Source organism: Roseococcus sp., from assembly GCF_965227005.1.
Lineage (GTDB): Bacteria > Pseudomonadota > Alphaproteobacteria > Acetobacterales > Acetobacteraceae > Roseococcus.
The window spans coordinates 1-24,387 of sequence record NZ_CBDDFJ010000007.1; the positions used below are offsets into that span (position 1 = coordinate 1).

At 71.7% G+C, this 24,387-nt stretch carries 25 protein-coding genes; 18 read left to right on the top strand and 7 right to left on the bottom strand.

The window, feature by feature from the left end; all coding sequences use genetic code 11:
- The 3 genes from ACO057_RS03295 to ACO057_RS03305 all read left to right on the top strand — a co-directional run.
- Positions 1–767: NAD(P)/FAD-dependent oxidoreductase (locus tag ACO057_RS03295; protein WP_421988925.1), on the top strand; the 767-nt coding region annotated here is incomplete at its 5' end.
- 96 nt (positions 768–863) lie between these two features.
- Positions 864–1,655, top strand: a complete 792-nt coding sequence (locus ACO057_RS03300) for a cold-shock protein (protein WP_421988926.1) — start codon at positions 864–866, stop codon at positions 1,653–1,655.
- Between the two features lie 92 nt (positions 1,656–1,747).
- A complete protein-coding gene (locus tag ACO057_RS03305) occupies positions 1,748–2,035 on the top strand; it encodes a hypothetical protein (protein ID WP_421988927.1) in 288 nt (95 codons plus the stop codon).
- On the opposite strand, the gene ACO057_RS03310 is transcribed toward ACO057_RS03305, so the two are convergent.
- A complete protein-coding gene (locus ACO057_RS03310) occupies positions 2,036–2,758 on the bottom strand; it encodes an aspartate/glutamate racemase family protein (RefSeq protein ID WP_421988928.1) in 723 nt (240 codons plus the stop codon).
- 62 nt (positions 2,759–2,820) lie between these two features.
- On the opposite strand from ACO057_RS03310, the gene ACO057_RS03315 reads away from it, so the two are divergent.
- From ACO057_RS03315 to ACO057_RS03340, 6 genes are all read left to right on the top strand, one after another.
- Positions 2,821–3,813, top strand: coding sequence for a Bug family tripartite tricarboxylate transporter substrate binding protein (locus ACO057_RS03315; protein WP_421988929.1), 993 nt, complete (start codon positions 2,821–2,823; stop codon positions 3,811–3,813).
- A 1-nt stretch (position 3,814) separates the two neighbouring features.
- Positions 3,815–4,663: a hypothetical protein gene (locus ACO057_RS03320; protein ID WP_421988930.1), complete on the top strand. Its 849-nt coding sequence runs from the start codon at positions 3,815–3,817 to the stop codon at positions 4,661–4,663.
- A gap of 67 nt (positions 4,664–4,730) precedes the next feature.
- The gene (locus ACO057_RS03325; protein WP_421988931.1) at positions 4,731–5,414 is read left to right on the top strand and encodes a GntR family transcriptional regulator; all 684 of its coding nucleotides are present in this window, start codon (positions 4,731–4,733) and stop codon (positions 5,412–5,414) included.
- Positions 5,415–5,416: 2 nt separating this feature from the next.
- Positions 5,417–5,914 (top strand): cysteine dioxygenase, encoded by a 498-nt coding sequence (locus ACO057_RS03330; RefSeq protein ID WP_421988932.1) that lies wholly within the window; start codon positions 5,417–5,419, stop codon positions 5,912–5,914.
- 63 nt (positions 5,915–5,977) lie between these two features.
- Positions 5,978–6,874: a DMT family transporter gene (locus ACO057_RS03335; protein ID WP_421988933.1), complete on the top strand. Its 897-nt coding sequence runs from the start codon at positions 5,978–5,980 to the stop codon at positions 6,872–6,874.
- A 31-nt stretch (positions 6,875–6,905) separates the two neighbouring features.
- Positions 6,906–7,958, top strand: coding sequence for a hypothetical protein (locus ACO057_RS03340; protein ID WP_421988934.1), 1,053 nt, complete (start codon positions 6,906–6,908; stop codon positions 7,956–7,958).
- Here ACO057_RS03340 and ACO057_RS03345 read toward each other — a convergent pair.
- The 3 genes from ACO057_RS03345 to hutH are packed head-to-tail and all read right to left on the bottom strand — an operon-like array spanning position 7,933 to position 11,053.
- Positions 7,933–8,349, bottom strand: coding sequence for a PaaI family thioesterase (locus tag ACO057_RS03345; RefSeq protein WP_421988935.1), 417 nt, complete (start codon positions 8,347–8,349; stop codon positions 7,933–7,935). The genes ACO057_RS03340 and ACO057_RS03345 overlap by 26 nt on opposite strands.
- The gene (hutI, locus tag ACO057_RS03350; protein ID WP_421988936.1) at positions 8,346–9,545 is read right to left on the bottom strand and encodes an imidazolonepropionase; all 1,200 of its coding nucleotides are present in this window, start codon (positions 9,543–9,545) and stop codon (positions 8,346–8,348) included. The genes ACO057_RS03345 and hutI overlap by 4 nt, the downstream gene beginning before the upstream one ends.
- Complete coding sequence (gene hutH, locus ACO057_RS03355; RefSeq protein ID WP_421988937.1) at positions 9,542–11,053, bottom strand: histidine ammonia-lyase; 1,512 nt, start codon at positions 11,051–11,053, stop codon at positions 9,542–9,544. The genes hutI and hutH overlap by 4 nt, the downstream gene beginning before the upstream one ends.
- A gap of 104 nt (positions 11,054–11,157) precedes the next feature.
- Here hutH and ACO057_RS03360 point away from each other — a divergent pair, with 104 nt between their 5' ends.
- The 6 genes from ACO057_RS03360 (at position 11,158) to ACO057_RS03385 (ending at position 16,501) form a co-directional block, all read left to right on the top strand.
- The gene (locus ACO057_RS03360) at positions 11,158–12,516 is read left to right on the top strand and encodes a formimidoylglutamate deiminase (protein WP_421988938.1); all 1,359 of its coding nucleotides are present in this window, start codon (positions 11,158–11,160) and stop codon (positions 12,514–12,516) included.
- Positions 12,513–13,259 (top strand): SDR family NAD(P)-dependent oxidoreductase, encoded by a 747-nt coding sequence (locus tag ACO057_RS03365; RefSeq protein WP_421988939.1) that lies wholly within the window; start codon positions 12,513–12,515, stop codon positions 13,257–13,259. Before ACO057_RS03360 ends, ACO057_RS03365 begins: the two co-directional genes overlap by 4 nt.
- A gap of 77 nt (positions 13,260–13,336) precedes the next feature.
- Positions 13,337–14,425, top strand: a complete 1,089-nt coding sequence (locus ACO057_RS03370) for an alpha/beta fold hydrolase (protein ID WP_421988940.1) — start codon at positions 13,337–13,339, stop codon at positions 14,423–14,425.
- A 72-nt stretch (positions 14,426–14,497) separates the two neighbouring features.
- A complete protein-coding gene (locus tag ACO057_RS03375) occupies positions 14,498–15,247 on the top strand; it encodes a dienelactone hydrolase family protein (protein WP_421988941.1) in 750 nt (249 codons plus the stop codon).
- 4 nt (positions 15,248–15,251) lie between these two features.
- Positions 15,252–15,557 (top strand): DUF6295 family protein, encoded by a 306-nt coding sequence (locus ACO057_RS03380; protein ID WP_421988942.1) that lies wholly within the window; start codon positions 15,252–15,254, stop codon positions 15,555–15,557.
- A gap of 35 nt (positions 15,558–15,592) precedes the next feature.
- Positions 15,593–16,501 (top strand): acetamidase/formamidase family protein, encoded by a 909-nt coding sequence (locus tag ACO057_RS03385; protein ID WP_421988943.1) that lies wholly within the window; start codon positions 15,593–15,595, stop codon positions 16,499–16,501.
- Between the two features lie 48 nt (positions 16,502–16,549).
- Here ACO057_RS03385 and ACO057_RS03390 read toward each other — a convergent pair whose 3' ends face one another.
- From ACO057_RS03390 to ACO057_RS03400, 3 genes are all read right to left on the bottom strand, one after another.
- Entirely contained in the window at positions 16,550–18,847 is a 2,298-nt protein-coding gene (locus tag ACO057_RS03390) for a penicillin acylase family protein (RefSeq protein WP_421988944.1), read from the bottom strand.
- 95 nt (positions 18,848–18,942) lie between these two features.
- The gene (locus tag ACO057_RS03395; RefSeq protein WP_421988945.1) at positions 18,943–19,488 is read right to left on the bottom strand and encodes a lipocalin family protein; all 546 of its coding nucleotides are present in this window, start codon (positions 19,486–19,488) and stop codon (positions 18,943–18,945) included.
- Positions 19,488–20,375, bottom strand: coding sequence for a polysaccharide deacetylase family protein (locus ACO057_RS03400; RefSeq protein ID WP_421988946.1), 888 nt, complete (start codon positions 20,373–20,375; stop codon positions 19,488–19,490). The genes ACO057_RS03395 and ACO057_RS03400 overlap by 1 nt, the downstream gene beginning before the upstream one ends.
- Positions 20,376–20,541: 166 nt before the next feature.
- On the opposite strand from ACO057_RS03400, the gene cydD reads away from it, so the two are divergent.
- From cydD to ACO057_RS03415, 3 genes are all read left to right on the top strand, one after another.
- Positions 20,542–22,206 (top strand): thiol reductant ABC exporter subunit CydD, encoded by a 1,665-nt coding sequence (gene cydD, locus ACO057_RS03405; RefSeq protein ID WP_421988947.1) that lies wholly within the window; start codon positions 20,542–20,544, stop codon positions 22,204–22,206.
- A complete protein-coding gene (gene cydC / locus ACO057_RS03410) occupies positions 22,196–23,839 on the top strand; it encodes a thiol reductant ABC exporter subunit CydC (RefSeq protein WP_421988948.1) in 1,644 nt (547 codons plus the stop codon). The genes cydD and cydC overlap by 11 nt, the downstream gene beginning before the upstream one ends.
- Positions 23,840–23,928: 89 nt before the next feature.
- Complete coding sequence (locus ACO057_RS03415) at positions 23,929–24,357, top strand: OmpA family protein (protein WP_421988949.1); 429 nt, start codon at positions 23,929–23,931, stop codon at positions 24,355–24,357.
- The last annotated feature ends 30 nt before the right edge of the window (positions 24,358–24,387 follow it).

Sequence of the window (24,387 nt, forward strand, 5' to 3'; positions counted from 1 at the left end):
TGAAGTGGCTGGAGATCGGCGAGGACGAACTGCGGCAGCGCGAGCCCGACCTCGACCGCCGCTACAAGTTCGGTCTCCTGATCGAGGAGGGGGGCCATTGCACCGATCCCGGCGCCTATGTCGCGGCGCTCGTGGCCCAGGCCCAGGCCCAGGGGATGAAGCGCGTGGTCGCCCGCGCCACGGGCTTCCGCATCGAGGCCGGGCGCCTGAAGGCCGTGGTCACCGATCAGGGCGAGGTCTCGACCGACCGCGCGGTGATCTCCGCCGGCGCCTATTCCAAGGCCCTGGCGCGCGAGGCCGGCGACAACCTGCCTTTGGAGACGGAGCGCGGCTATCACGCCGTCATCGCCGATCCCGAGGCCGGGCCGCGTTCGCCCATGATGCCCTCGGACGGCAAGATGAGCATCACCATGACCCGGGCGGGCCTGCGCGTGGCCGGCCAGGTCGAGATCGCCGGCCTCGAGGCCGCGCCCAACTGGAAGCGGGCGGAAATCCTGCGCGACCACCTGCTGCGCAACTTCCCCGGCCTGCCGCGCACGATTCCGGCCGAGCGGATCAAGGTCTGGATGGGCCATCGCCCCTCGATGCCGGATGGGCTCCCGTGCATCGGTCCGTCCTCCGCCAGCCCCGATATCCTGCATTGCTTTGGTCACGGGCATGTAGGCTTGGTGGCGGCGCCGCGCAGCGCGGCGCTCGTTACGGCTCTGCTCTCGGGCACTTCTGCGCCCATTCCGCCCGGGCCTTATTCACCGCGCAGGTTCACTTGATGTTTTCGCGTGCATTCCTTCCCCAGGGGTGCCATGCTGAATCACTCGCCCAGCATCCCGTTCGGCCGAGAACACTAGCGTGGATTGAAGAGAGACGTGTCTGACGATTATGCGCCTGAGGGCGGCGACACCGGCCTGATCGAGGCCAAGGTCAAGTGGTACAACGGCCGCAAGGGTTTCGGCTTTGTGCTTGGACCGGACGGGCAGGACGTGTTCTTCCACGCTTCCGCTCTGACCGATGCCGGGATCGACCAGCCCGACACCGATGATATCCTCGTTTGCGAGATCGGCTCCGACCGTCAGGGTCGTCGGCTTGTCACGCGCATCACCGAGTTGAAGCGCGGCCCCGGCGGCGGCGCTGGCGGCGGTGCGCGCGGCGGCTTCGGCGATCGTCCTCCTCGTCGTGACTTCGGTGGCCCCCCGGGTGGCGGCGGTGGCTTCGGCGATCGTCCCCCGCGTCGTGATTTCGGCGCTCCGGGCGGCTTCGGTGACCGCGGTCCCCCGCGCCGTGACTTCGGCGCCCCGGGCGGCTTCGGTGATCGCGGTCCCCCGCGTCGCGACTTCGGCGGTCCCCCGGGCGGCGGCGGTGGCTTCGGCGCCCCGCGTGGCCCCGGTGGCTTCGGCGGCGGTGGTGGTGGCGGCGACCGTGGTCCCCGTCGCAACTTCGACGAGGGCACCGGCCCCGTCTATCCGCTGAACGGCACCGTGAAGTGGTTCGACCAGGTGCGTGGCTTCGGCTTCGTGACGCCTGAGGACGGCGGCCAGGACGTGTTCCTGCACTCCTCCGTCCTGACGCGCGCGGGTCGCACCGACCTCGCCCAGGGCGAGAAGGTCTCGCTCGACGTGCGTGACGGCCAGCGCGGCCGCCAGGCTGTCGGCATGAAGTAAAGCCGGCCTCACGGCAGGGCTTTCGAGGGCCTCGGACGGAAACGTCCGGGGCCTTTTTCTTGTATTAACCATTCGCCGCGCAGCATCGCGGCATGCCGGCGATCCTCATCCTGCTGATGCTCGTTGCCCCGGCCTGTGCGCAGGTCCCGGTCTGCAACGGCCTGCGCGAGGGGATGACCGCCTGCTTCGACGGCCGGCTCTGCCGCTGCCGTTTCGAACAAAGCGGGACGATGACCGGGCGGCCCGACGCGCATCGCTGGGACTGCGGCGCCCTCCGCCCGGATTGCCACCCCGGGGAGCCGCAGACGCCCTGGCCGCATATCGTTCCGCAGATCTACCTGGACGGGACGCGGGGTCTCGCCCCCCGCCCAGGCAAATGATCACCAGCGGCGCGGGCGCAATCCGGCGTGGAACCACGAGATCATGGAATAGATGTCGTAGACCGGCAGTCCCGTCGCCTCGGCCAGATCGGCCGCATAGGGGGGCATGTTCGTGCATTCCAGTACGATCGCGCCGAGATCGGGATTCTTCGCGACCAGCCGCGCGCCGGCATCCAGGATGTCCTGCCGCGCGAGGTCGATATCCAAGTCCGGCTTCTCGGCCCGGATCAGCACGCGGAAGAATTCGCGCCCGCTTTCCGTGCCCTCCACCGGCGTGTCCAGCGGCACGCCCGCACCCTCCAGATGCTGCCGCGTCATGCTCGCGCTGTTCACGGTGACGAGGCCCACGCGCTTGCCCGGCGGCAGCGTCGCCTGCACCCAGGGCACCTGCATCATGGAGGAGGTCGCGACCGGCACCTTCACCGCCGCCGCCATCTCCGCCTGGAAGAGCGAGAGGAAGCCGCAATTCGTCGTGATGGCCTCGGCGCCGAGATCGACCAGATCCCGCGCCGCCTCCACGAAGGCGTCGAGCAGCCCTGCCGCGCCCTGTTCCACCACCCGGCTCGGAGAGGCGCCGCGCACCACGCGGAACAGAACGGGGAAGGGCCAGGTCTCGCCATTGCCCATGTCGCCGAGGATGCGCGGAAAACGAGCCTCCAGCATCAGAATGCCAAGCGGCGCGCCATAAATTGATTTGCCGCCCCGCGCGATCGTGCCCACCATGATTTCCCTCTGAATCGACCGCGCCTAGACTGCGCGCGACTCATGTTTTGGAGAACCCGCTAATGCGCCGCCGTTCCTTGCTGGCCCTGCCGCTCGCCGCCCCCGCCCTGACGACCTTCGAGGCCCGGGCCCAGGACGCCGCCTTCCCGAACCGTCCGATCACCATCTACAGCGGGTTCCCCAATGGCTCGGGTATCGACATCTACGCCCGCCGCATGCTGGAGCCGCTGGGCCGCGTCCTGGGCGTGACCATCCTGGCCGACAATCGCACCGGCGCCGGCGGCAATATCGGCTCGGACTTCGTCGCGAAGTCGCGGCCGGACGGCTACACGCTCTACTTCGGCACGGCCGGCACGCATGCGATCAACCAGACGCTCTACCGCACGCTGCCCTTCAACGTGATCCGTGACTTCACGCCGATCTCGCATCTCGGCGACGTGCCCAATATCCTCACCGTCAGCCCCGAGCGTCATCCGGAATACACGGATTGCGCCGCCCTGCTGCGGGCCGCACGGGCCAATCCCGGAAAGCTGAACTACTCCTCGACGGGCAATGGCGCCTCCACGCATCTAGCGGGCGCGCAATTCGCCATGGCGGCGAATGTCGACGTCACGCACGTGCCCTATCGTGGCCAGCCCGGCGCGCAGACGGCGCTGCTGGGCGGCGATGTCGACTACTTCCTGAACCAGTCGGGCCCCGCCATGGGCGCGATGCGGCAGGGGCAGGTGAGGGGCCTGGCGGTGTCCACCGCCCAGCGCATGGCCTCGCTGCCCGACGTGCCGACCATGGCCGAGGCCTGCAACCTCCCCGGCTTCGTCAGCACGACCTGGTACGGCATTTTCGGCCCGGCGAACCTGCCCGCGCCGATCCTGGCGAAGCTCTCGAGCGCTTTCACCACGGTCCTGCGCGATCCCGAATTCGCGAACTGGCTCACCGACAACCAGGGCATCGGCCTGCCGCCCGTCTACACGCCCGAGGGCTTCGCCGCGATCCAGCGCCGCGACGTCGAGAGCTGGGGCGAGATCGTCCGCCGCTCCGGCGCCTCGGTGGATTGAGATGCAGCGCCGCGCGCTCCTGGCAGGGCTGATGGCCCCGGGCCTCGCGCGGGCGGCGCTGCCAGCCGGGCGTTCCCGGATCGCCTTCGACGAGCCGAGCGGCGCGGCGCCGGGTCCGATGACGGTCGAACTCTACCGGCCGGCCGCCTGGCGCCCCGGCGGCAAGGTCGTCGCCGTGCAGCACGGGCTGCGGCGCGACGCGGCGAATTACCGCGATGCCTGGGCGCCCCATGCCGAGGCGCAGGGCTTCCTTCTGATCTGCCCGCATTTCTCCGCCGCGCAGTTTCCCGGCGCGCGCTACTACAACCTCGGCAATGCCCGCGCGCCGGAGGCCGAGTGGACCTTCTTCGCGCTCGACCGCGCCGTGGCCGCGGCCTTGCGCGCCGTGGAGGCCCCGCCGGCGCCCTTCGCGCTCTATGGCCATTCGGCCGGGGCGCAATTCGTCCATCGCTATCTGCTGCTGACCGGCGCGCCGCGCGTGTCGCGCCTCGTGATCGCGAATGCGGGCTGGTACTCCTGGCCCGATTTCGGCATCGCCTTTCCCTATGGGCTCGGCGACTGCGCGGCGACCGAGGCGGGGCTGCGCGCCGCGCTCACCCGCCCCGTCACGATCCTGCTGGGCGAGGCGGATACCGATCCGAACCATCCGGCCCTGCGCCGGGATGCCAGCTCGGACCGCCAGGGAACGACCCGTTTCGAGCGCGGCCAGGCGTTTTTCGCGGCCGCGCGGATGGCCGCCACGCGCTATGGCGTCCGCTTCGGCTGGACGCTCGCGACCGTGCCCGGAGTCGGGCATTCCGACGCCGGCATGGCCGGGCCAGCCGCGGAAATCCTTGCTTCCGCCTCATAATTGGCTTGCCATACCACGCCGGTGAGTCGTACAACTGCACTGACATGTTACGGATCGCCCTCAGCGAATGTCCCTGCAGACCACCCTCGAGGCCCCGCCTTCCCTGACCGAGCGCGCCGTCGCCGAGCTGCGGCGCGACATCCTTTCCGCGCGCCTCGCGCCGGGCGAGACGGTCTCCGAGGGCGCGGTCGCGCAGCATCTGGAGCTGGGCAAGGCGCCGGTCCGCGCCGCCCTGGCGCGCCTCGCCGAGGAGGGCCTGGTCACCGCCGTGCCGCGCCGGGGCTGGATGGTCAGCCTCGTCACCATCCGCGACATCCATGAGGTCTTCGACCTCCGGCTGATGCTGGAGCCCGAAGCCGCCCGCCGCGCGGCGGGCCGGGTGGACCATGCCATGCTCTCCCGCCTCGATGCCGTCTGTGCCGCCGGCTACGACTGCGGCGACGAGGACAGCGCCATGGGCTTCCTCGACGCCAACAAGGCCTTCCACGTCGCCATCGCCGAACTCGCGGGCAATGCGCGCCTCGCCCGCCAGCTCGACCGGCTGCTGGACGAGAGCACGCGCATGCTCGTCCTCGGCCTGCGCCCGCGCGACCGCACGGGCGAGATGGCCCATGAGCACCACGCGCTGGTGGAGGCGCTGGCGCTCGGCCGCGCCGAGGACGCCGCGCGGATCATGCATGAACAGGTATCCGCCAGCCGCCGGATGGTGCTGGCCGCGCTGACCGCCCCCGATGCGAGGACCGCAATATGAACATGATGGCCCCCCTCACGCGGCTCGACACGATGCTGGCCGATATCCGCATCGCCGCCCGCACCCCGCTGGCCGGGCGGGACCGTGCCGTGGCCGAGGCCATCGCGCCGCATCTGGACGATCCCGGCCTGCTGGCCGGCAAGGACTGTCCCTGCAATCCCGATCGCTACATCCGTCATTTGCTCGAGGAGGGCGACGGCTATGCGGTGGTGGCCCTGGTCTGGCGTCCGGGCCAGATGTCGCCGGTCCATGCCCACCACACCTGGTGCGCGCTCGGCGTGCATGAGGGCGTGCTGAGCGAGCACTTCTTCACCCCCGGCGCGCCGCCGCAGCTCTCGGCCGCCCATCTGCGCCGCCGCGGCGACATCAGCCACGGCCCGGCCAGCCCCGACGTGATCCACCGCATCGCCAATTGCTCGTCCGAGGTCGCGATGTCGATCCATGTCTACGGCGTGCCCTTCGCGGAATTCGCGGATGGGGTGAACCTCATCCTGGCGTAAACGCTTCCGGGCGCTTGACGGCGCGGGGCCGCTTGCCGAGGGTGGGCGCTCGATGCCCGCACCGTGCTGAACCTCAATCCCAAGATCCTTCTTGGCCTGCTGCTCGGCTCCATCGCTTCGGTGATCTGGGGCGGACATGCGGTGGTGGCGCGGCTCGCCCTCGTCGGGCAGGGCTTCGAGGTCCTGGACATCCTCTTCTGCCGCTATATCCCGGCCTCGCTGCTGCTCCTGCCGCTGGTCTGGCGCGACCGCGCGGCCATGCGCCATCTGGGCTGGCGGCGCATCCTGGCGCTGTTCTGCTGCGCGGGCGCGGGCAACCTGATCCTCTTCGCGATGGCGCTTCGCTTCGCGCCCGCCACCCATGGCGCGACCATCGCGCCCATGATCTCGCCGGTCGCCGGCGCGCTCCTCGCCTGGTGGCTGCTGGGCGAGAGGCCGACGGCGGGGCGCGCGGCGGCGCTGGGCGTCATGCTCGCGGGCGTGCTGATCATCGGCTGGGACGGGCTGGGCGCGCATCCGGGCGCCTGGCGCGGCGACCTGATGCTGGTCGGCGCGGGGATCACCTGGTCGGTCTTCACCATCCTCATCCGCCATTGGCAGGTGCCGGCCATTCCGGCGACGGCGGCGGTCACCATGGTCTCCGCGCCCTTCGTGCTGCCGCTGTTCCTCTATTACCGCGCCGAGGCCTTCTTCGCCCTGCCGACCGAGCTCGTCATCTGGATGATCATCGCCCAGGGCGTGCTGCTGGGCGGCGTGGCGATGCTGCTCTTCGCCCGCAGCGTGGAGATGCTGGGCGCGACGCGGGCCAGCACGCTCTCGGTCATCGTGCCCGTGGCCGGGCTGATCCTCTCGGCCGTGGTGCTGGCCGAGCCGATCGGGCTGGTGAAGGCGCTGGGCGCGACGCTCTCGCTCGCCGGGATGCTGGCGGCGATCCTCTTTACCGGACGGCGGGTGGCCTGAGACACTCGTCATCGACAGCCAGGAGCGCGCGATGAGGCCATTGATCAACGCGCGCGGGACCTTCACGCCGCTCGGCGTCTCGCGCTCCTCCCCCGCGGTCGGTTCGGCGGTGGCGGCCGCGCTCTCGGACTTCGTGGTCATGGACGATCTGCACGCCGAGACCGGCCGGCGGATCGCGCGGTTCTCGGGCGCCGAGGCCGGTGCGGTGACCCACTGCGTTGCCGCGGCGATCACGCTCGCGGTCGCCGCCGTGATGGCGGGTTCCGATCCCGCGCGGATCGCGGCGCTTCCGGACACGCGCGGGATGCTCCATCGCGTGGTGCTGCCGGCGGGCCACGCCGTGAACTACGGCCATCCGATCGAGCAGGCGATCCGGCTGGCGGGCGCGACGCCGGTGCTGGCGGAAGACCTCCCTGCGGCGCTGGACCATCCGGCCACCGGGGCTCTGCTGCTGGTCTCGTCCCGCCTGACGCGCGGCGAGCCCATCGATCTCGCGGCGGCCGTGGCTCAGGCGCATGCGCGCGGCGTACCGGTGATCCTGGACGGCGCCGCGCAGGACTGGCGCATTCCCGAACTGCTCGGGACGGGTGCGGATCTTCTGCTGGTGAGCGCCCAGAAGTATCTGGCGGCTCCGACGGCGGGGCTGGTGATGGGCCGGAGTGACCTCGTCGCCGCGGTGCGCGCGCAGGAGAAGGGCATCGGCCGTGCCATGAAGGCGAGCAAGGAGGCCATGGCCGGCATCCTTGCCGCCCTCGCCGAGCGCGAGGCCCTGGACCCCGCGGCCTGGGCGGCGGAGCAGGAGCGCAAGCTGGCGCGCTTTCTCGACGGAGCGAAGGCCTTGCCCGGCCTCCTTGCCGAGGCCGAGCCGGATCCGACCGGACTGCCCTTCGCGCGGGCGAGGCTTCGCATGGCGCCGGCGCGGGCCGTGGCGCTGGCGAAGGCCTTGCGGCACGGCAGTCCTTCGATCTGGACGATCGACCAGGCGGCCGAAGCCGGCGACCTCGTCTTCGAGCTGGTCCCGCTGCGCGACGGCGAGATCGACGCGATTCTGGCGCGGCTCAGGGCGTCCTTGGCTTCGTCCTGACCCAGCTCGTGGTGATGTGGACCGCGACCTCGTCGCTGTCCTTCCGCGTCACCAGAACCTCGCCGAAGATGGTGCGCCCGCCGCCCTTGAGGACGCGCGCGGTGGCGATGATCGGCCCCGGTCCGCAGGCGCGGAGGAAGTTCACGTTCATCGCGGTGGTCAGGCTCTCGTCGCGCCCTTCGGTGCCGGCCAGCAGCGCCGCCCACATGGCGATGTCGGCGAGGCCCATGATGGCGGGGCCCGAGACCGTGTTGCCCGGGCGCAGAACGCGCGGGCTGGAGGGCAGTTCCAGTTTCGCATAGCCCGGCGAGGCCTCCAGCAGCCGCACGCCCCATTCGGCGCCGAGCGGCACGCCCGCATGCAGGATCGCCTCTATCTCGGCCAAGGTCATGCGGCTTCTCCGGCGACGACGCGCCCCGTGCAGGGATTGCCGCCGAGCCAGTAGCAGAGCTCCGCCGGCCGCTCGACGGCGTAGAAGGCGAGGTCGCAGCGCAGCCCTTCGGCGAGCATGCCCCGATCCTTCAATCCGAGCGCGGCGGCGGCGTGGCGGGTGACGCCCAGCAGGGCTTCGGGGACCGTCAGGCGGAAGAGCGTGCAGGCGAGGTTGAGCATCAGCAGCAGCGACAGCGCGGGCGAGGAGCCGGGGTTCATGTCCGTGGAGACGGCCATGCGGCAGCCCGTCGCGCGCATCGCGGCGATGTCGGGGAAATGCGTCTCGCGCAGAGTGAGCGTCGCGCCGGGCAGCAGCACGGCCACCGTGCCGGTGGCGGCCATGGCGGCGATGCCCGCCGCGTTCGAGCGCTCCATGTGGTCGGCGGAGAGCGCACCGAAGCGGGCCGCCAGCGCCGCGCCGCCGCCATCGGTGAGCTGGTCGGCATGCAGCTTCACCGGCAGGCCGCAGCGCTTGGCGGCCTCGAAGACCAGAGTGGTTTCCTCGGCGGTGAAGGCGATGGTTTCGCAGAAGGCGTCCACCGCATCGGCCAGGCCCTCGGAGGCGGCGCGCGGCAAAATCTCCTCCGCGACGTGGCGCGCATATTCGCCTGGGCGTCCGGCATATTCCGGCGGCACGGCATGGGCGGCGAGCAGGCTGGTGACGATGCCGACCGCGCGCTCGCCCTCCAGCGCGCGGGCCGCGCGCAGTTGCTTCAGCTCCGCGCCCAGCTCCAGCCCATAGCCGGACTTGATCTCGACGGTGGTCACGCCCTCGCGCAGCAGGGCGTCGAGGCGGGGCAAAGCGGCGGCGACCAGCGCCTCCTCGCTCGCGGCGCGGGTGGCGCGCATGGTGGACAGGATGCCGCCGCCCGAGCGCGCGATCTCCTCATAGGAGGCGCCGGCCAGCCGCGCCTCGAACTCGCCCGAGCGGTTGCCGCCGAAAACCATGTGCGTGTGGCAGTCGATCAGCCCGGGAAGGATCCAGGCGCCCCGGCAATCGGTGACGGGCGCGGAATGCGCGGGCAGTGCCGCGCGCGGCCCGACCCAGGCGATGCGCCCGTCCTTCGCCGCGATCGCACCATCCTCGACCAAGCCAAGCGCGTCGTCGCGCATCGTCGCGAGATTCGCGTTGGTCCAGACGCGATCGAAGCTCATGCCAAAGGCACCAGCGCGCCCAGGCGCTGGCCCGCCAGAAGCTTGCGCGCGGCGGCGATGTCGGGCGCCATCAGCCGGTCCTCGTCCCAGGGCGCGACATGCTCGCGCAGCGCGGCATGGGCCGTCTCGACGGGGGCGGAGCTGGTCAGCGGGCGGTGGAATTCCAGGCCCTGGGCCGCGGCCAGCAGCTCGATGGCGAGGATGCCCTGCAGGTTGTCCAGCATGGGGCGCAGCCGCAGCCCAGCGCCGGTGGCCATGGAGACATGGTCCTCCTGATTGGCCGAGGTGGGCAGGCTGTCCACGCTGCGCGGATGGGCGAGGGACTTGTTCTCGCTGGCCAAAGCGGCGGCCGTCACCTGGGCGATCATGAAGCCGGAATTCAGCCCGCCCGCCTGGACGAGGAAGGCCGGCAGGCCGGAGAGCGCGGGATCGGTCAGCAGGGCGATGCGCCGCTCGGCGATGGCGCCGATCTCGGCGATCGCCAGCGCCAGGGTGTCGGCCGCGAAGGCCACCGGCTCGGCGTGGAAATTGCCGCCCGAAAGCAGCTCGCCGCCCTCTACCAGCAGCGGGTTATCGGTGACGGCATTGGCCTCGCGCTCCAGCGTGAGCGCGGCCTGCTCCATCAGGTCGAGGCAGGCGCCGGCCACCTGGGGCTGGCAGCGCAGGCAATAGGGGTCCTGCACGCGGACGTCGCCATGGCGATGGCTCTCGCGGATGGCGCTGCCGGCCAGCAGCCCGCGCAGGGCGGCGGCGATGCGGATCTGGCCGGGCTGGCCGCGCAGGGCGTGGATGCGCGGGTCGAAGGGCGTGTCGGAGCCGCGGGCGGCATCCACGCTCATCGCGCCGGTCAGCAGCGAGGCGCGCAGCAGGTCCTCGGCCCGGAAGAGCGCGTCCAGCGCGAGGGCGGTCGAGACCTGGGTGCCGTTCAGAAGCGCCAGCCCCTCCTTGGGGCCGAGCACGACCGGCAGGCGGTCGCTCGCCAGCAGCGCGGCCGCGCCGTCGCGCCGCACGCCCGAGGCATCGGTGGCCGAGCCCTCGCCGATCAGCACCAGCGACAGATGCGCGAGCGGCGCCAGGTCGCCCGAGGCGCCGACCGAGCCCTGGGCCGGCACGTCGGGCAGCATGTCGTGCGCCAGCAAGGCGAGCAGCGTCTCGATGATCTCCGGCCGCACGCCCGAGGCGCCGCGCGCCAGCGACATCGCCTTCAGCGCCAAGGCGAGGCGCACCACCGGGCGGGGCAGGTTCTCGCCCGTACCGGCGGCGTGGCTGCGCAGCAAGTTGAGCTGGAGCTTCGCCAGCTCCCCCTCATGGATGCGCGTGGAGGCGAGCTTGCCGAAGCCGGTGTTCACGCCATAGAGCGGCTCGCCGCTGGCCAGGGCGTGGCGCAGCGTCTCGAGCCCGGCGGCGACGTCGATCCCCCAGCCCTCGGCGAGTTCGAGGGCGGCGCCGTCGCGGACGGCGCGCAGATCGGCAAGACGGGCCTGTCCGGCCTGGAGGATGTGCTTCATGGCGGCAGGATAGGGTCGGCGCGCGCGCGATGTCAGCAGGGACGGGGTTGCGCGGTCCGGGGGCGGCCGCGATGTTCGCGCGGACGTCACGCGAAAGGTTCCCCATGCCGGAATTCCTGGCCGCCCAGGCGCTGCTGCCCGAGGGCTGGCGGCGCGACGTTCTGGTCACCTGCGACGCGGCGGGGATCATCACGGCGGTCACGCCCGACGTCCCGGCGGGAGACGCCCGGCGGTTGCGCGGCGCGGTGATCCCGGGCGTGCCGAACCTGCACGGCCACGCCTTCCAGCGCGCCATGGCCGGCGGGGCCGAGCGCCGCAGCCCGGCCGGGCAGGACAGCTTCTGGACCTGGCGCGAGACCATGTACCGCTTCGCGCTGACGCTTTCGCCCGAGGATACCGAGGCCATCGGCGCGATGCTCTATGCCGAATGCCTCTCGCGCGGCTTCACCCAGGTGGCCGAATTCCACTACCTGCACCACGCGCCCGACGGCGCGCCCTATGCGGACCGCTCGGAGATGGCGCAGCGCCTCTTCGCGGCCGGCGAGGCGACGGGCATCGGCGTTACGATGCTGCCGAGCCTCTACCGCCATGGCGGCATCTTCGGCGCGCCACCGCATGACGGGCAGCGGCGTTTCCTCAACGACCTCGACGGCTTCTTCGACATCCTGGAGCGCGTGAAGGCCACCGCTGCGAGGCAGCGCAACGCCGCCTGGGGCGTGGCCCCGCACAGCCTGCGCGCCGTGACGCCACAGATGCTGCAGGCGATGGCCGCACTCGACGCGCCGATCCACATCCACGCCGCCGAGCAGGAGCGCGAGGTGGGCGAATGCCTGGCCGCCACGGGCCTGCGCCCGGTCGAATGGCTGCTGCGCCACTGCCCCATCGACCGCCGCTGGGTGGTGATCCACGCCACCCATATGAGCGCGACCGAGACGCGCGAGCTGGCCGCGACGGGCGCCGTCGCCGGGCTTTGCCCGAGCACCGAGGCTTCGCTGGGCGACGGCGTGTTCCCGCTGCCGGATTATCTCGCGGCCGGCGGCGTGCTCGGCCTGGGCACCGATAGCCACGTCGGCACCGACCCCGCCGCCGAGCTGCGCCAGCTGGAGACGAGCCAGCGCCTGGCCCTGGAGCTGCGCAGCGTCGCCACCGACGAGGCGCGCCCGCATCCCGGCCGCGCCCTGCTGGAGCGCGCGCTCGCCGGCGGCGCGCAAGCCTGTGGCGTGCCGCTCGGCGCCATCGCGGTGGGGATGCGCTGCGATCTCGTGGAGCTGGATGACGAGCATCCCACGCTGGTCGGCCGCGCGGGCGACGGCCTGCTCGACGCCTGGGTCTTCGGCCCGGCCGACCGGATGGTGCGCAGCGTCGCCGTCGGCGGGCGGATGGTGGTGGAAAGCGGCCGCCACATCCGCGAGGGCACGATCCGCGAAAACTTCGCCAGAACCATGAGGAGCCTTGGGGCATGAGCCTTTCCGGTAAGATCGCCTATGTGACCGGCGGCAGCCGCGGGATCGGCAAGGCCAGCGCACTCGCCTTCGCCGAGGCCGGCGCGGATGTCGCGCTCTGCCATTACCGGGACGAGGCCGAGGGCCAGGCCGTGGTCGCTGCCATCGAGGCCATGGGCCGGCGCGCCTTCCAGATGGAGGCCGATGTCGGCAAGGTCGCGCAGGTGCAGGCCTTCGCCGCCGCTGCCGAGGCCGCGCTCGGCCCCTGCGACATCCTGCTCAACAATGCCGGCATCAACATCCGCACGCCTTTCGGCGAGGTCTCCGAGGCGGAGTTCGACCGGATGTTCGACGTGCATATGAAGGGCATGTTCTTCATGGCCCAGGCCGTCTATCCGGGCATGGTGGCGCGCGGCGGCGGGCGGATCATCAACATGGCCTCGCAGCTGGCGCTCAAGGGCTCGGCGGGGCTCACGACCTATTGCGCGGCCAAGGGCGGCATCCTCGGCTTCACGCGCTCGCTGGCCTTCGAGGCGGGGCCGCACGGCGTGCTGGTGAACGCCATCGCGCCGGGCCCGATCGAGACTGATCTCACGGCCAATCGCGGGCCGGAATGGAAGGCGCGGATCTCGGCGAGCCTGCCGCTGGGCCGGCTCGGCCTGCCGGAGGAAATCGCGGCGACGGCGGTGCTGCTCGCGGGGCCGGGCGGCAGCTATTACTGCGGCGCCTGCCTCTCGCCGAATGGCGGCGACATCATGCACTGAGGCTTTTGCCTGCGCCCTCCCGCGCTGCTACCGTTCCTGCAAGAGAACAAGAACAACGGGAGGATTTCGTGATGGGGATGCTGCGACGCGTCTTGGCCTGTGCCTGGCTGTGCGGCCTGGCGCTCCTTCCGACGGCTTGGGCGCATGCGCCCAATCAGGCGCCGCACCAGAGCTTCGCCATGGGTGATCTGCGCCTGGAAAGCGGCGAGGCGATCCGCGATTTCGCGATCTCCTACGTCACCCACGGGACGCTGAACGCCGAGCGCTCGAACGCGATCCTGATGGTGACGGCCATCAGCGGCAATCACCACCGGCTCGACTTCCTGATCGGCCCCGGCAAGGCGCTCGACACCGACCGCTACTTCATCATCGCCACGGATGCGATCGGCAATGGGCTGACGACCTCGCCCAGCAACAGCCGCGCGCAGCCGCGGATGCAATTCCCGCGCTTCACCATCCGCGACATGGTCGCCTCGCAGCATCGCCTGCTGACCGAGCACCTCGGCATCAACCATGTGGTGGCGGTGGTCGGTCCCTCGATGGGCGGCATGCAGGTGCTGCAATGGGGCGTCAGCCACCCGGCCTTCATGGACAGCCTGGTGGCGATGGTGCCGCTGGCGCGCACGCCGGCCTGGACGGTGGCCGTGCTCGACGCGAGCCGCCAGGCGATCATGCTCGATCCGGCCTGGAACGCGGGCAACTACACCGCGCCCCCGGAGCGCGGCATCCGGTTGTGGCGCGACATCCTGAGCTTCCTCGCCGCCCGCGCGCCCGAGATGTATCGCGACCAGTTCCCGAACGCGCCGATGGAGGTCCTGCCCTGGCTGCGCGCGCAGGAGGCCTCGCTGATCAACGCCTTCGACGCCAATGACTGGCTCTACCAGACCTGGGCCTATGAGCGGCACGACATCGGCGCGACGCCGGGCATGAACGGCGATCTGGTGGCCGCGCTGCGCGCCATCCGGGCGCGCACCCTCGTCCTGCACGGCACGGGCGACCTGCTCAATCCCGAATACGAGCCGATCGACGCCGCGCGCTTCATCCGCGACGTCCGCGTGCTGCGGATCAGCCCGGGGACGATCACCGGCCATGCCTCGGCCGGCGGTGGCAATCCGGCGGATGTGGATTTCCTCAACCGCGAGGTCGGCGCCTTCCTGCGGCGGTAGGGGCTGGCGCGTTGCGTGTCCGGAAGGATGGCAGAATACTGTCGCCAACAGCGCCCATGGAGGACCATCCGGATGTCATTCTACCGCGGCATGACCTGCACCAACGTCACCCTCAAGGGCGACGGCGGAACCCCCATCACCGCCTATGTGGCCAAGCCCGAGGGCAAGGGGCCGTTTCCCGGCGTGGTGCTGATCCATCACCTGCCGGGCTGGAGCGAGCTTTATATCGAGACGACGCGCCGCTTCGCCCATCACGGCTACATGGCCATCTGCGCCAACCTCTATGAACGCGCCGGCGAGGGAAATCCCGACGACGTCGCGGCCCGGGTGCGCGGCGAGGGCGGCATCCCCGACGCGCAGATGGTCGGCGACACGGCCGCCGCCGTCGCCTGGATGCGCGCCCAGCCCGAGAACAACGGCAAGGTCGGCCTCTACGGCTCCTGCTCGGGCGGGCGGCATGCGGTGATCTATGCGAGCCAGCGCCAGGACGTGGACGCCGTCGTGGACATGTGGGGCGGGCGCGTGGTGATGGGCGCGGAGGAGCTGAACGCCAAGACGCCGGTCGCGCCCATCGACATGACGAAGACCCTCTCCGCGCCGCTGCTCGGCCTCTTCGGCAATGACGACCGCGCGCCGAGCCCCGAGCAGGTGAACCAGCACGAGGCCGCGCTGAAGCAGCACGGCAAGGATTACGAGTTCCATCGCTATGACGGCGCCGGCCACGGCTTCAACTACTGGCACCGCCCGCTCTACCGGCCCGAGCAGGCGATGGACGCCTGGGGCAAGGTCTTCGCCTTCTTCGGCAAGCATCTCGGGAGATAGGGAGATGTGCACCTCCATCGTCGAGATCGTGCCCGCCGAGGGCATGGCCAAGCGCGGGGACGACTGGTTCCCGCTGACCCAGGCGGTGGTCGCCTACGACCATGCGCGCCACGCGAATCTGGGCGATGTCATCACGCTCGACTTCTCCAATGCGGCGCTGGAGCCCGGCGCGCGGGCGGCGGTGGAGCTGACGCTGGAGAGCGCGAAGGCGCTGCGCGCGGCGCTGGAGCGGGCGATCGCGGCGGCGGAATTCGAGGAGGCGGAGGTGCGCGGGAAGACCGCGCCGCCGCGTCTGGTCCGGGTGGCGTGACTTGACCCTCTGAGCCTCGCTTTCTAGCCTTCGGGATGACCACGCACCGCTTCACCCCGTCCAAATACTTCAACACACTCGGCACCGCCGAGCCCGTCCTGCGCGTCGCCAATGGCGATACGATTGTGACCGACACGATCGACGCCTCCGGCCTCGATGCGCGCGAGGTCGCCGTCGCCAGCCGTCCCAACCCCATGACCGGCCCCTTCTTCATCGAGGGCGCCGAGCCCGGCGACACGCTGGCCGTCCATATCGAGCGCCTCACGCCCAGCCGCGCGACGGGCTGGACCTATTCGCCCCTCGCGCTGACCGTGCTCGACCCCGCGGCCGTCGCCGATCGCCCGGCCCCGCAGCGCGCGGTCTGGGACATCGACCAGAAGGCCGGAACCGTGCGGCTTCAGCAGCCCGTGGCGGGCCTCGAGGATTTCGCCCCCGCGATCCAGCCCATGATCGGCTGCTTCGGCGTCGCGCCGGCCGGCGGCCAGGCCTTCTCGACCGCGACCAGCGCGCAGAACGGCGGCAATATGGACTACCGCCTCTTCGCCCCGGGGACGACGGCCTGGTTCCCGGTCGCGGTGCCGGGCGCGCTCTTCTATCTGGGTGACGGCCATGCCTGCCAGGGCGATGGCGAGATCGTGGGCACAGGCATCGAGACCTCCTTCGAGATGGAGGTCACATTCACGGTGCTGAAGCGCGCGATCACCTGGCCGCGCGGCGAGACGGCCGAGGACATCTTCACCATCGGCAATGCCCGCCCGCTCGACCAAGCGCTGCAGCACGCGACGACCGAGATGTCCAAGTGGCTCGGCGAGGATTACGGGCTGGATGCACGCGCGGCGAGCCACCTGATGGGCCAGGTGGTCCGCTACGACGTGGGCAATGTCTTCAACCCTGCCTTCACGGTGGCTTGCCGCATCGCGAAGAAGTGGCTGACCAAGCGGTAGGACGGACGTGGCCCCGGTCAGGCCCGCTGGCCCGACCGGGGCTTCGCCTCAGCCCGGCAGAAGCTGGATCCGCGCTTCCGTCGCGCCCTCCACGGCCTTGCGGCTGTAGAGCATCGGCACGTATTCATCCCGCGCCCAGATCAGGAAGAGATCGCGGTAATGCGGGCTCGCCGGATCGCCGGACTGGCCCGGCGCGTTGATGGTCCAGCTCGCATCCCAATTGCCGACGTCGAGCACCATCCGCCACGACACGCCCGACATCACGCGGAAGTCGGTGCCGCGATAGCCGTTGTTGTTGATGGTGAGGTTGGAGCCGCCCTTGGGCGCGGGCCCCACATCCAGCTTCCCCGCCAGCTCCGGCGGCGCGAGGCGCGAGAGCGGGTGGCTGAAATAGCCCTGGTGGATCGAGCCCCAGCTCCAGCGCGCCGGGTCGCCGCCGAGACGCTCGCGCGCCTCGGCCCAGGCGGCCTCCAGCGTGGTCAGCAGCAGCGCATCCCGCGCGGCCACGGGCTCGGCGCCGAAGCCAGGATCGGACGCCGCTTCCAGGATTTCCAGATAGAGCTGCGTGTCCACCACGCCGACCATCTGCGCCAGGCCCTCGGGGCCCAGCGCCTTGGGGATGGCGGGCATCAGGTGGTTGGTGAACCAGATCTCGAAGAGCGCGGCCGGGCCGCTCTCCGCCGTGACCCGGTGGTCCCAGCCCGCCAGGCAGGCGCGCGCCGCGGCCGCCGCCTTGCCCGGCGCCGCGGCCAGCAGCGCGCAGAGCCGGCGCGCGGGCACGCTCAGCACATCCGTCTGGAGCGCCAGCGTATCCTCGACCGACCAGCGCTTCTCGCCCGCCAGCGATTCCGACAGGCGCATGTAGCGCGCGACGTCGGTCCATTCGAAGCCGGTCTTGTGGCGGCGATAGTCGTAATCCGCCGGCAGGTTCATCTGGTTGGACGAGCCGAGCCAGCCGCAGGCCGGGTCCTTGGCGCTGGGCAGGGTCGAGGCCTGGATGGTGCCGGCCCATTCGTGCCGCCCGTCGCCGGGCACGGGCATCAGCCCGTCCCAGCTCGGCCGCACGGGGATCTTCGCCGCCGCCTGCCAGCCGATATGGCCGTCGACATCCGCCACGACATGGTTGGTGGAGGGTGCGCCCCAGCCTTCCAGCGCGCGCTGGTATTCCTCGAAATTGCCGGCGGTGAGGTAGCCCAGGCTTGCCATATAGGCGGCCGTCCCCGGCTCCCACCACACGCTGCGCAGCGCATAGGCGCGGCGGTTGGCGGCATCGACGTGCAGCACCGGGCCATGGCGCGTGAAGCGCAGCTCGACCGTGACCGGCTCGGCGCCGAGCACAGGGATGGTCTCGCTCACCAGGCGCATGCGCTCCCAGCCCCCGCCGTAGCGGTAGAGGTCGGGATCGGTCTCGCTCAGCTCATAGACGTAGAGGTCCTCCTGGTCGGAGGGGTGGATGGTCAGCGAGAAGGCCAGGCGGTCGTTATGGCCGAGGCTGACGCCGGGAATCGCGGGCTCGCCCGCGCCGATCACGTCCAGGCCCGGGGCCACGAGATGGGCGATGTAGCGCAGCGAGGGCTGGTCGTGCACGCGATGCGGATCGCTCGCCAGGATGGCGCGCCCGGTGGTGGTGCGCCCGGGCGTGAGCGCCCAGTTGTTGCTGCCCCATTCGCCGGTATCGGCCAGCGGCTCGGCGGGCGTGGCGCTGTCGATGGGATGGGGCTCGCAGCCCAGCAGATACAGGCGCAGCACCTCGGGCGGGATGGCATGCGGCTCCAGCCCCTCGGGGATCTGCAGGCGCCATTCGGGCTGCAGGCCCTTGTGCAGCCGGTCCGCATCGGCGCCGAAGGCTGCGACGATGTTGGTGCGCGCGATCTCGGAATCGAGGTTGCGGACGCGGGCATGGGCGCGGCAGCGCACCACATCCTCGGCGATCCAACGCTGGGGCTTCGTGCCCATGGCGCGGAATTCCATCGGCAGCCGCGCGGGCTCGCGCTCGACGAGGTCGATATAGGCGTTGATGCCGGCCACGAAGGCCTCGGTGCGGGACTGCGCCTCCGCGCCGTAGCAGGCCCATTCGGCCGCCATGTCGCCGCGATAGAGCAGCAGCCGCGCGGCACGATCGCGCTCGACATATCCGGCGCCGAGGTCGGCCGCCATCAGGCCGAGGCCGCGCTTGCGCCAGAGGTCGATCTGCCAGAGCCGGTCGCGTCCCGCATTGAAGCCCTGGACGAAGAAGGCGTCGCGCTGGCTCGCGGCATAGATGTGCGGGATGCCCCAGCGGTCGATGAGGATCTCCGCCGCGGCCTCGAGCCCGGGGAGGGAGAGCGTCTCCGCCGCCCCCGTCACGATCCGCGCTCCAAATTGGTCACCGTCATGTCGTCGAGTCCTTGCACGCTGCGGCCCTGAGTCGAGCCGAGCGGCAGGGGATCGTCAACGCGGGCTCAGCCCGGCGGGGCGGAGCGGATGAGCCTGGACAGGTCGAAGCCCTGGGCGCGGGCGATGGCCAGCGCCTGCTCCATCTTCGGCGCGGCCAGGCTGGGCGTGCGTGACAGGATCCACAGATATTCGCGGTTGGGCGTACCGACCACGGCCCACTGGTAGTCCAGGTCCAGGCCGAGCACCCAGTAATCCGCATAGAAGGGCCAGAAGAAGCTCACCCGCAGCCGGGCATTGTTGCTGCCCTCCACCGCATAGGCCTCGCCGCGCACGGAACGGCGCGCGCGCGCGGGGTCGAGCGCGTTCACGCATTCGTTCAGCACCGTGATCCCGCCGCCCTGCGCCTGCTGGTAGTCGGCCGTGACCTCCTCGCAGCGCAGGCTCGAGCTGTCCTGGAAGCGCTGCGGGAAGCGCGCGACCTCGTGCCAGCGGCCCGAATAGCGGGCGATATCCACGGAGGGGACGGTCTGGGGCGTCTGGGGCGTGGGCGTCGTGGCGCAGGCCCCGAGCATCAGCAGCGGCGAGAGCAGCAGGGCATAGACTGATCGCATCAGGGAATGCTTCCTTCGGGCCAGGTCAGGCAGTGGTCGTGGATCGCGCCGGCCGTCGTCATCCAGACCGTTCCGCGTTCGGCGGCGATCACGCTCAACGCGCGACGCAGCGCCCGGATGCGATAGGGCTGTCCGATAATGTAGGGGTGAAGCGCGATGCCCATCACCTGGGGGATGCCATCGGCCGTCTGGCGCAGGCGCTCGGCGAAGTCCTCGGCCAGGAGGGCGGCGAATTGCTCCGCCCCGTCCTTGCGGGCGACGATGGAGGGGATGTCGTTCGCCTCCTGCGGATAGGGGATGCTGAGGATCCGCCCGGCCCGCGTCGTCTTCCAGACCGGCTGGTCGTCCATGCACCAGTTGAGCGAGTAGCTGTAGCCGGCCTCCTGCAGCAGGTCGGGCGTGACGGCGCTCTCGGCGATCCAGGGCGAGAGCCAGCCGCGCGGGGGCATGCCCTCGTGCTCCGCGATGGCGGCGGTGGATTCGGCGATCAGCCGCGCCTCCTCGGCTTCCGGCAGGGTGCTCTGGCGCTCGCTGTTGGTGCGCCCGTGGCCGGCGATCTCGTCGCCGCGCGCGCGATGGGCGGCCACCAGTTCCGGGGCGTGGGAATACATCGCGCTGTTGAGCAGCACGGTGCAGGGCAGGGACAGCTCGTCCAGCAGCTGGATCAGGCGGAAGCCGCCCACCCGGTTGCCGTAGTCGCGCCAGGCGTAGTTCAGGATGTCGGGGGCGGGGCCGCCAGGGGCGAGCTCCGCGCCCAGGCCCTCGCCGAAGGCGAAGTGCTCCAGGTTCACGCCGAGATAGACGGCCAGCTTCCGCCCACCCGGCCAGGATTCCGGCCGGCGCGCCGTCCAGGGCGAATAGGGGAAGCGGCCGTGGTGACGCAGCATGCGGGAATCCTGAGCGGAATCCGCCGATGTGACGCGACGGCCGGGCCGCCGGCAAGTGGCGCGGCGACCCCGTCTGGCCTAAACACGTCCCTGATATGGAATCGCTCCCAAACGGCTGCGGAAGCCTGGACCTCGAAGGCGGAATCGCGCCTGGCGGACGGCTGACATGAGCACATCTCGCCGGCAAAAGACGCCGGGCTCGGCCTGGCTCATGCGCGAGGCCCGCAGCCAGGCCTGGCGCCTGGCCCTGCCGATCGGTCTCGGCCTCGCCGTGAGTATCTGCCAGGTGGGCATCGCCTTCCTCGTCGCGCGGATCCTGGCGACCCTGCTCGGCTTTTCCACCGGCGGCTGGGCCGATCTTGCCGGGGCGGGCGCGCTGATGTGGGCCAGCGCCGGGCTGAGCGCCGCCCAGGAGATGGCCCAGCAATCGGCCGGCGAGCATGCCCGCGCGCGCATCCGCGCCGCGCTCTTCGCCCGACTGCTCGCCCTCGGCCCGGCCGATCCGCGCGGTGTGGGCGAGAAGGCCGCCCTGCTGGTGGACCGCGTCGAGGCGCTGGACGGCTTCTTCGCCCGCTGGCTGCCGGCCATGACCCTGGCCGTGCTCTCGCCCGCTTTGGTCCTCCTCGTCGTCTGGCGCGCGGATTGGGTGAGCGCGCTGGTGCTGCTCTGCCTGGGCCTGCTGGTTCCCGTCGCCATGGCGCTCACCGGCATCGGCGCCGCGCGCGAGAGCCGCCGGCAGCTGGATGTGCTGGGCCGCCTCGCCGGGCGCTTCGTGGACCGGCTGCGCGGCCTCGCGACCCTCGTGCAGTTCAACCGCGCCGAGGACGAGGCCCGCGCCCTGGGCGCGGCGGCCGAGGAATTCCGCTGGCGCACCATGCGCGTGCTGCGCGTGGCCTTCCTCTCCAGCGCCGTCCTGGAGCTGCTGTCGGCCTTCACGCTCGGCTACCTCGCCTGGCGGCACGGCGCGCTGCTGACCGGACGCGGGCTGACCGACCCCACCCTGTCGCTCTTCTGCATCCTGATGGTCCCGGCCTTCTTCGCCCCGCTGCGCGCCTTCTCGGCCGCCTATCACGAGGCCATGTCGGCCCGCGGCGCGGCGGCCGATCTCGCCTCCCTGCTGGAGGCCGAGCCCGAGACCGGGTTGGCTCTGGAGACGGTGCCGCGCCGCGTGGCGCTCGTCTTCAACGAGGTGGAACTGCACCATCCCGGCGCCGCCCGGCCCGCCGTCGCGCGCCTGACCTTCGCCATGAACCCCGGCGAGACGCTCATGCTCGTCGGCCCCTCGGGGGCGGGGAAATCCTCCGTGCTGCGGATGCTGATGGGCTTCGCCCGGCCCACCGCCGGGCGCATCGCCATCAACGGCCAGGACGTGACCCGCCTGCGCCCCGCCGAGTTGCGGCGGCTGTCCTCCTATGTCGGCCAGCGCGCGCATCTCTTCGGCGGCACGCTGCGCGAGAACATCCTGCTCGCCCGCCCCGAGGCCAGCGAGGCCGAGCTCCTCCGCGCGGCCGAATCCGCCCGCGTCATGGCCTTCGCCGCCGAGCTGCCGCTGGGCCTCGACACGCCGGTGGGCGAGGGCGGTCATGGCATCTCGGGCGGGCAGGCGCAGCGCGTGGCGCTGGCCCGCGCCTTCCTGCGCGACGCCCCGCTGGTCCTGCTGGACGAACCCACCGCCTCGCTCGACCCCGGCACCGAGGCCGAGGTGATGGAGGCCATCGGCCGTCTCTGCATGGGGCGCACCGCCATCATCGCCACCCATTCCGCCGCGCTGCTGGGCCTTTCGGGCCGCGTGCTGGAGCTGGGGGGAAGGAAGCTCGTCGATGTGGACTGACCTCGCCCGCGTGCTGCGCCTCTGGGACACGCGCCGGGGCGCGCTGGTCGGCGCGCTGCTGGTCGCGATGGCCTCCGCGCTTTCGGGCGTGGCCCTGCTGGCCCTGGCGGGGCAGGGGGTCGCGGCCGGACTCGCCGCCGGCGGGATCTTCGGCCTCGCCGCCCTCGTCTGGGTGCGGCCGCTGGTGCTGCTGCGGCCCTTCCTGCGCTGGAGCGAGCGCATGGCGAGCCACGCGGCCGCCTTCCAAGCCTTGGCCGATACCCGGGTCTGGTTCTTCCGCCGCCTGGCCGAGCGCATGCCCGGCGGCATCGGCCTGCGCGGTTCGGGCGATCTGCTGGGCCGGGTGATCGGCGACGTGGACGCGCTGGACCGCCTCTATCTCGGCGGCATCCTGCCGGCCGGCGCGGGGCTCGCCGTGCTGGTCGCGATCCTCGCTTTGCTGATGGGCGAGCCCTGGCTGATGCTGCTGGTCGGCCTGCCGCTGGCGCTGGCCCTGGTCCTGCCGCTGGTTCTCGCCCCGGGCGCGGCGCGCGCCGCAACCCGCACGGCCGACCGGCGAGGCGCGCTGCGCGCCGCCGCCGTCGATCCCCTGGCCGGCCTCGAGGACACGCTCGCCGCCAATGCCGAGGCCCGCGCCATGGCGCGGCTCCAGGCCGCCGATGGCGAGCTGATGCGCGGCCAGCGCTCTCTGGCGAAGCGTTCGGCCTGGGCGGGAGCCTCGGGCGGATTGCTCGCGCAGCTGGCTGTGCTCGGCGCCCTGGGCTGGGGCCTGGCGGGCGGCACCGCCGCGGCCGGCATGGTGGTGCTGGCGCTCTTCCTCGCCGTCGCGGCTTCGGAGGCGCTGGGGCTGATGCCGCGCGCCGGCGCCGCCCTGGCCTCGGCCGGCGCGAGCGCGCGCCGGCTCTTCGAGGCCGCCGACCAGCCCGCGCCGGTCGCCGAGCCCGCGCATCCCGCCGCTCTGCCGTCCTCCAACGAGCTGGTCCTGACGGGCCTTCGATTCGGCTGGCGGCCCGACGTGCCGGTGCTGGAGGGTCTCGACCTCACGCTGCGCGAGGGCGAGCGCGTGGCCATCCTCGGCCCCTCGGGCGCGGGGAAATCCACGATCTCGGCGCTGCTCACCAAGCTGGCCGCCCCCCAGGCGGGGACCATTCGCCTCGGCGGCGTGGACATCGCCGGGCTCTCGGCCGCCGAGGTCCGGACGCGCATCGTCGTCCTCTCCCAGCAGGCGCGGCTCTTCGACGACACCGTCGCGGCCAATCTGCGCCTCGCCGCCCCCCAGGCGCCCGACGCCGCGCTCTGGCGCGCCTTGGCCAAGGCGGGCATCGCCGACCATATCCGCAGCCTGCCCGAGGGGCTCGAGACCCGCTGCGGCGAGGGCGGCACGCGCTTCAGCGGGGGCGAGGCGCGGCGCATCGCGCTCGCCCGCGCCTTGCTGCCCCCGGCCGGCATCCTGGTCCTGGACGAGCCCACCACGGGCCTGGACGCCATGGCCGAGCGCGCCTTCCTCGCCACGCTGGCCACGGCCTGCGAGGGGCGCAGCCTGCTGCTCGTCACACATCGCCTGACGGGCGCCGAGCCGCTCGATCGGGTGCTGCGCCTGGCCGGTGGCCGTCTTCTTCCGGCCACTGCCTGAAAGCGCGCAAGCTCCGCCCGATTTGGAGGGTTCAGGTGACGGGATGCCAATCTGACGGCAATATCGCCGGATCCCTGGAGACTGTCCCCATGAACCGCCGCCTGATGCTTTCCGCCGCCCTGCTGCCCCTCGTCGCGGCCTGCGCGGAGCTCGACCCGCTCTTCGTGCGCGATCCGGCGAATCTTCCCCACCCGGTGATCTTCTTCACCGAGGACGCCTCGACCCTCGACGACGCCGCCAAGGCCACCATCCGCGAGGCCGCCGCCACGGCGGGGCGCTTCGGCGACGCGCGGGTGAACGTCTTCGGCTATGCCGGCCCGGTGGGCGGCGCGGCCTTCAACCGCCAGCTCTCCGACGCGCGGGCCCAGGTCGTCGCCGCCGAGCTGCGGCGCAACGGCGTGGCCTCCGAGCGCATCTTCGTGGTGCCGCGCGGCCCCGTGGCCTTCGACATGGCGCCGATCGAGAGCCGCCGCGTGGAAATCCGCTTCGCGTCGCCGGCGCCGCGCCCGCCGCAATAAGGTGAGCCGAGGGGCGCGCTGCCCCTCCCG

Coding starts and splice junctions, on each gene's coding strand:
- ACO057_RS03305 (WP_421988927.1), top strand. CDS start 1,748: ATGCCGGCGATCCTCATCCTGCTGATGCTCGTTGCCCCGGCCTGTGCG.
- ACO057_RS03310 (WP_421988928.1), bottom strand. CDS start 2,758: ATGGTGGGCACGATCGCGCGGGGCGGCAAATCAATTTATGGCGCGCCG.
- ACO057_RS03315 (WP_421988929.1), top strand. CDS start 2,821: ATGCGCCGCCGTTCCTTGCTGGCCCTGCCGCTCGCCGCCCCCGCCCTG.
- ACO057_RS03320 (WP_421988930.1), top strand. CDS start 3,815: ATGCAGCGCCGCGCGCTCCTGGCAGGGCTGATGGCCCCGGGCCTCGCG.
- ACO057_RS03325 (WP_421988931.1), top strand. CDS start 4,731: ATGTCCCTGCAGACCACCCTCGAGGCCCCGCCTTCCCTGACCGAGCGC.
- ACO057_RS03330 (WP_421988932.1), top strand. CDS start 5,417: ATGATGGCCCCCCTCACGCGGCTCGACACGATGCTGGCCGATATCCGC.
- ACO057_RS03340 (WP_421988934.1), top strand. CDS start 6,906: ATGAGGCCATTGATCAACGCGCGCGGGACCTTCACGCCGCTCGGCGTC.
- ACO057_RS03345 (WP_421988935.1), bottom strand. CDS start 8,349: ATGACCTTGGCCGAGATAGAGGCGATCCTGCATGCGGGCGTGCCGCTC.
- hutI (WP_421988936.1), bottom strand. CDS start 9,545: ATGAGCTTCGATCGCGTCTGGACCAACGCGAATCTCGCGACGATGCGC.
- hutH (WP_421988937.1), bottom strand. CDS start 11,053: ATGAAGCACATCCTCCAGGCCGGACAGGCCCGTCTTGCCGATCTGCGC.
- ACO057_RS03360 (WP_421988938.1), top strand. CDS start 11,158: ATGCCGGAATTCCTGGCCGCCCAGGCGCTGCTGCCCGAGGGCTGGCGG.
- ACO057_RS03365 (WP_421988939.1), top strand. CDS start 12,513: ATGAGCCTTTCCGGTAAGATCGCCTATGTGACCGGCGGCAGCCGCGGG.
- ACO057_RS03370 (WP_421988940.1), top strand. CDS start 13,337: ATGCTGCGACGCGTCTTGGCCTGTGCCTGGCTGTGCGGCCTGGCGCTC.
- ACO057_RS03375 (WP_421988941.1), top strand. CDS start 14,498: ATGTCATTCTACCGCGGCATGACCTGCACCAACGTCACCCTCAAGGGC.
- ACO057_RS03380 (WP_421988942.1), top strand. CDS start 15,252: ATGTGCACCTCCATCGTCGAGATCGTGCCCGCCGAGGGCATGGCCAAG.
- ACO057_RS03385 (WP_421988943.1), top strand. CDS start 15,593: ATGACCACGCACCGCTTCACCCCGTCCAAATACTTCAACACACTCGGC.
- ACO057_RS03395 (WP_421988945.1), bottom strand. CDS start 19,488: ATGCGATCAGTCTATGCCCTGCTGCTCTCGCCGCTGCTGATGCTCGGG.
- ACO057_RS03400 (WP_421988946.1), bottom strand. CDS start 20,375: ATGCTGCGTCACCACGGCCGCTTCCCCTATTCGCCCTGGACGGCGCGC.
- cydD (WP_421988947.1), top strand. CDS start 20,542: ATGAGCACATCTCGCCGGCAAAAGACGCCGGGCTCGGCCTGGCTCATG.
- cydC (WP_421988948.1), top strand. CDS start 22,196: ATGTGGACTGACCTCGCCCGCGTGCTGCGCCTCTGGGACACGCGCCGG.
- ACO057_RS03415 (WP_421988949.1), top strand. CDS start 23,929: ATGAACCGCCGCCTGATGCTTTCCGCCGCCCTGCTGCCCCTCGTCGCG.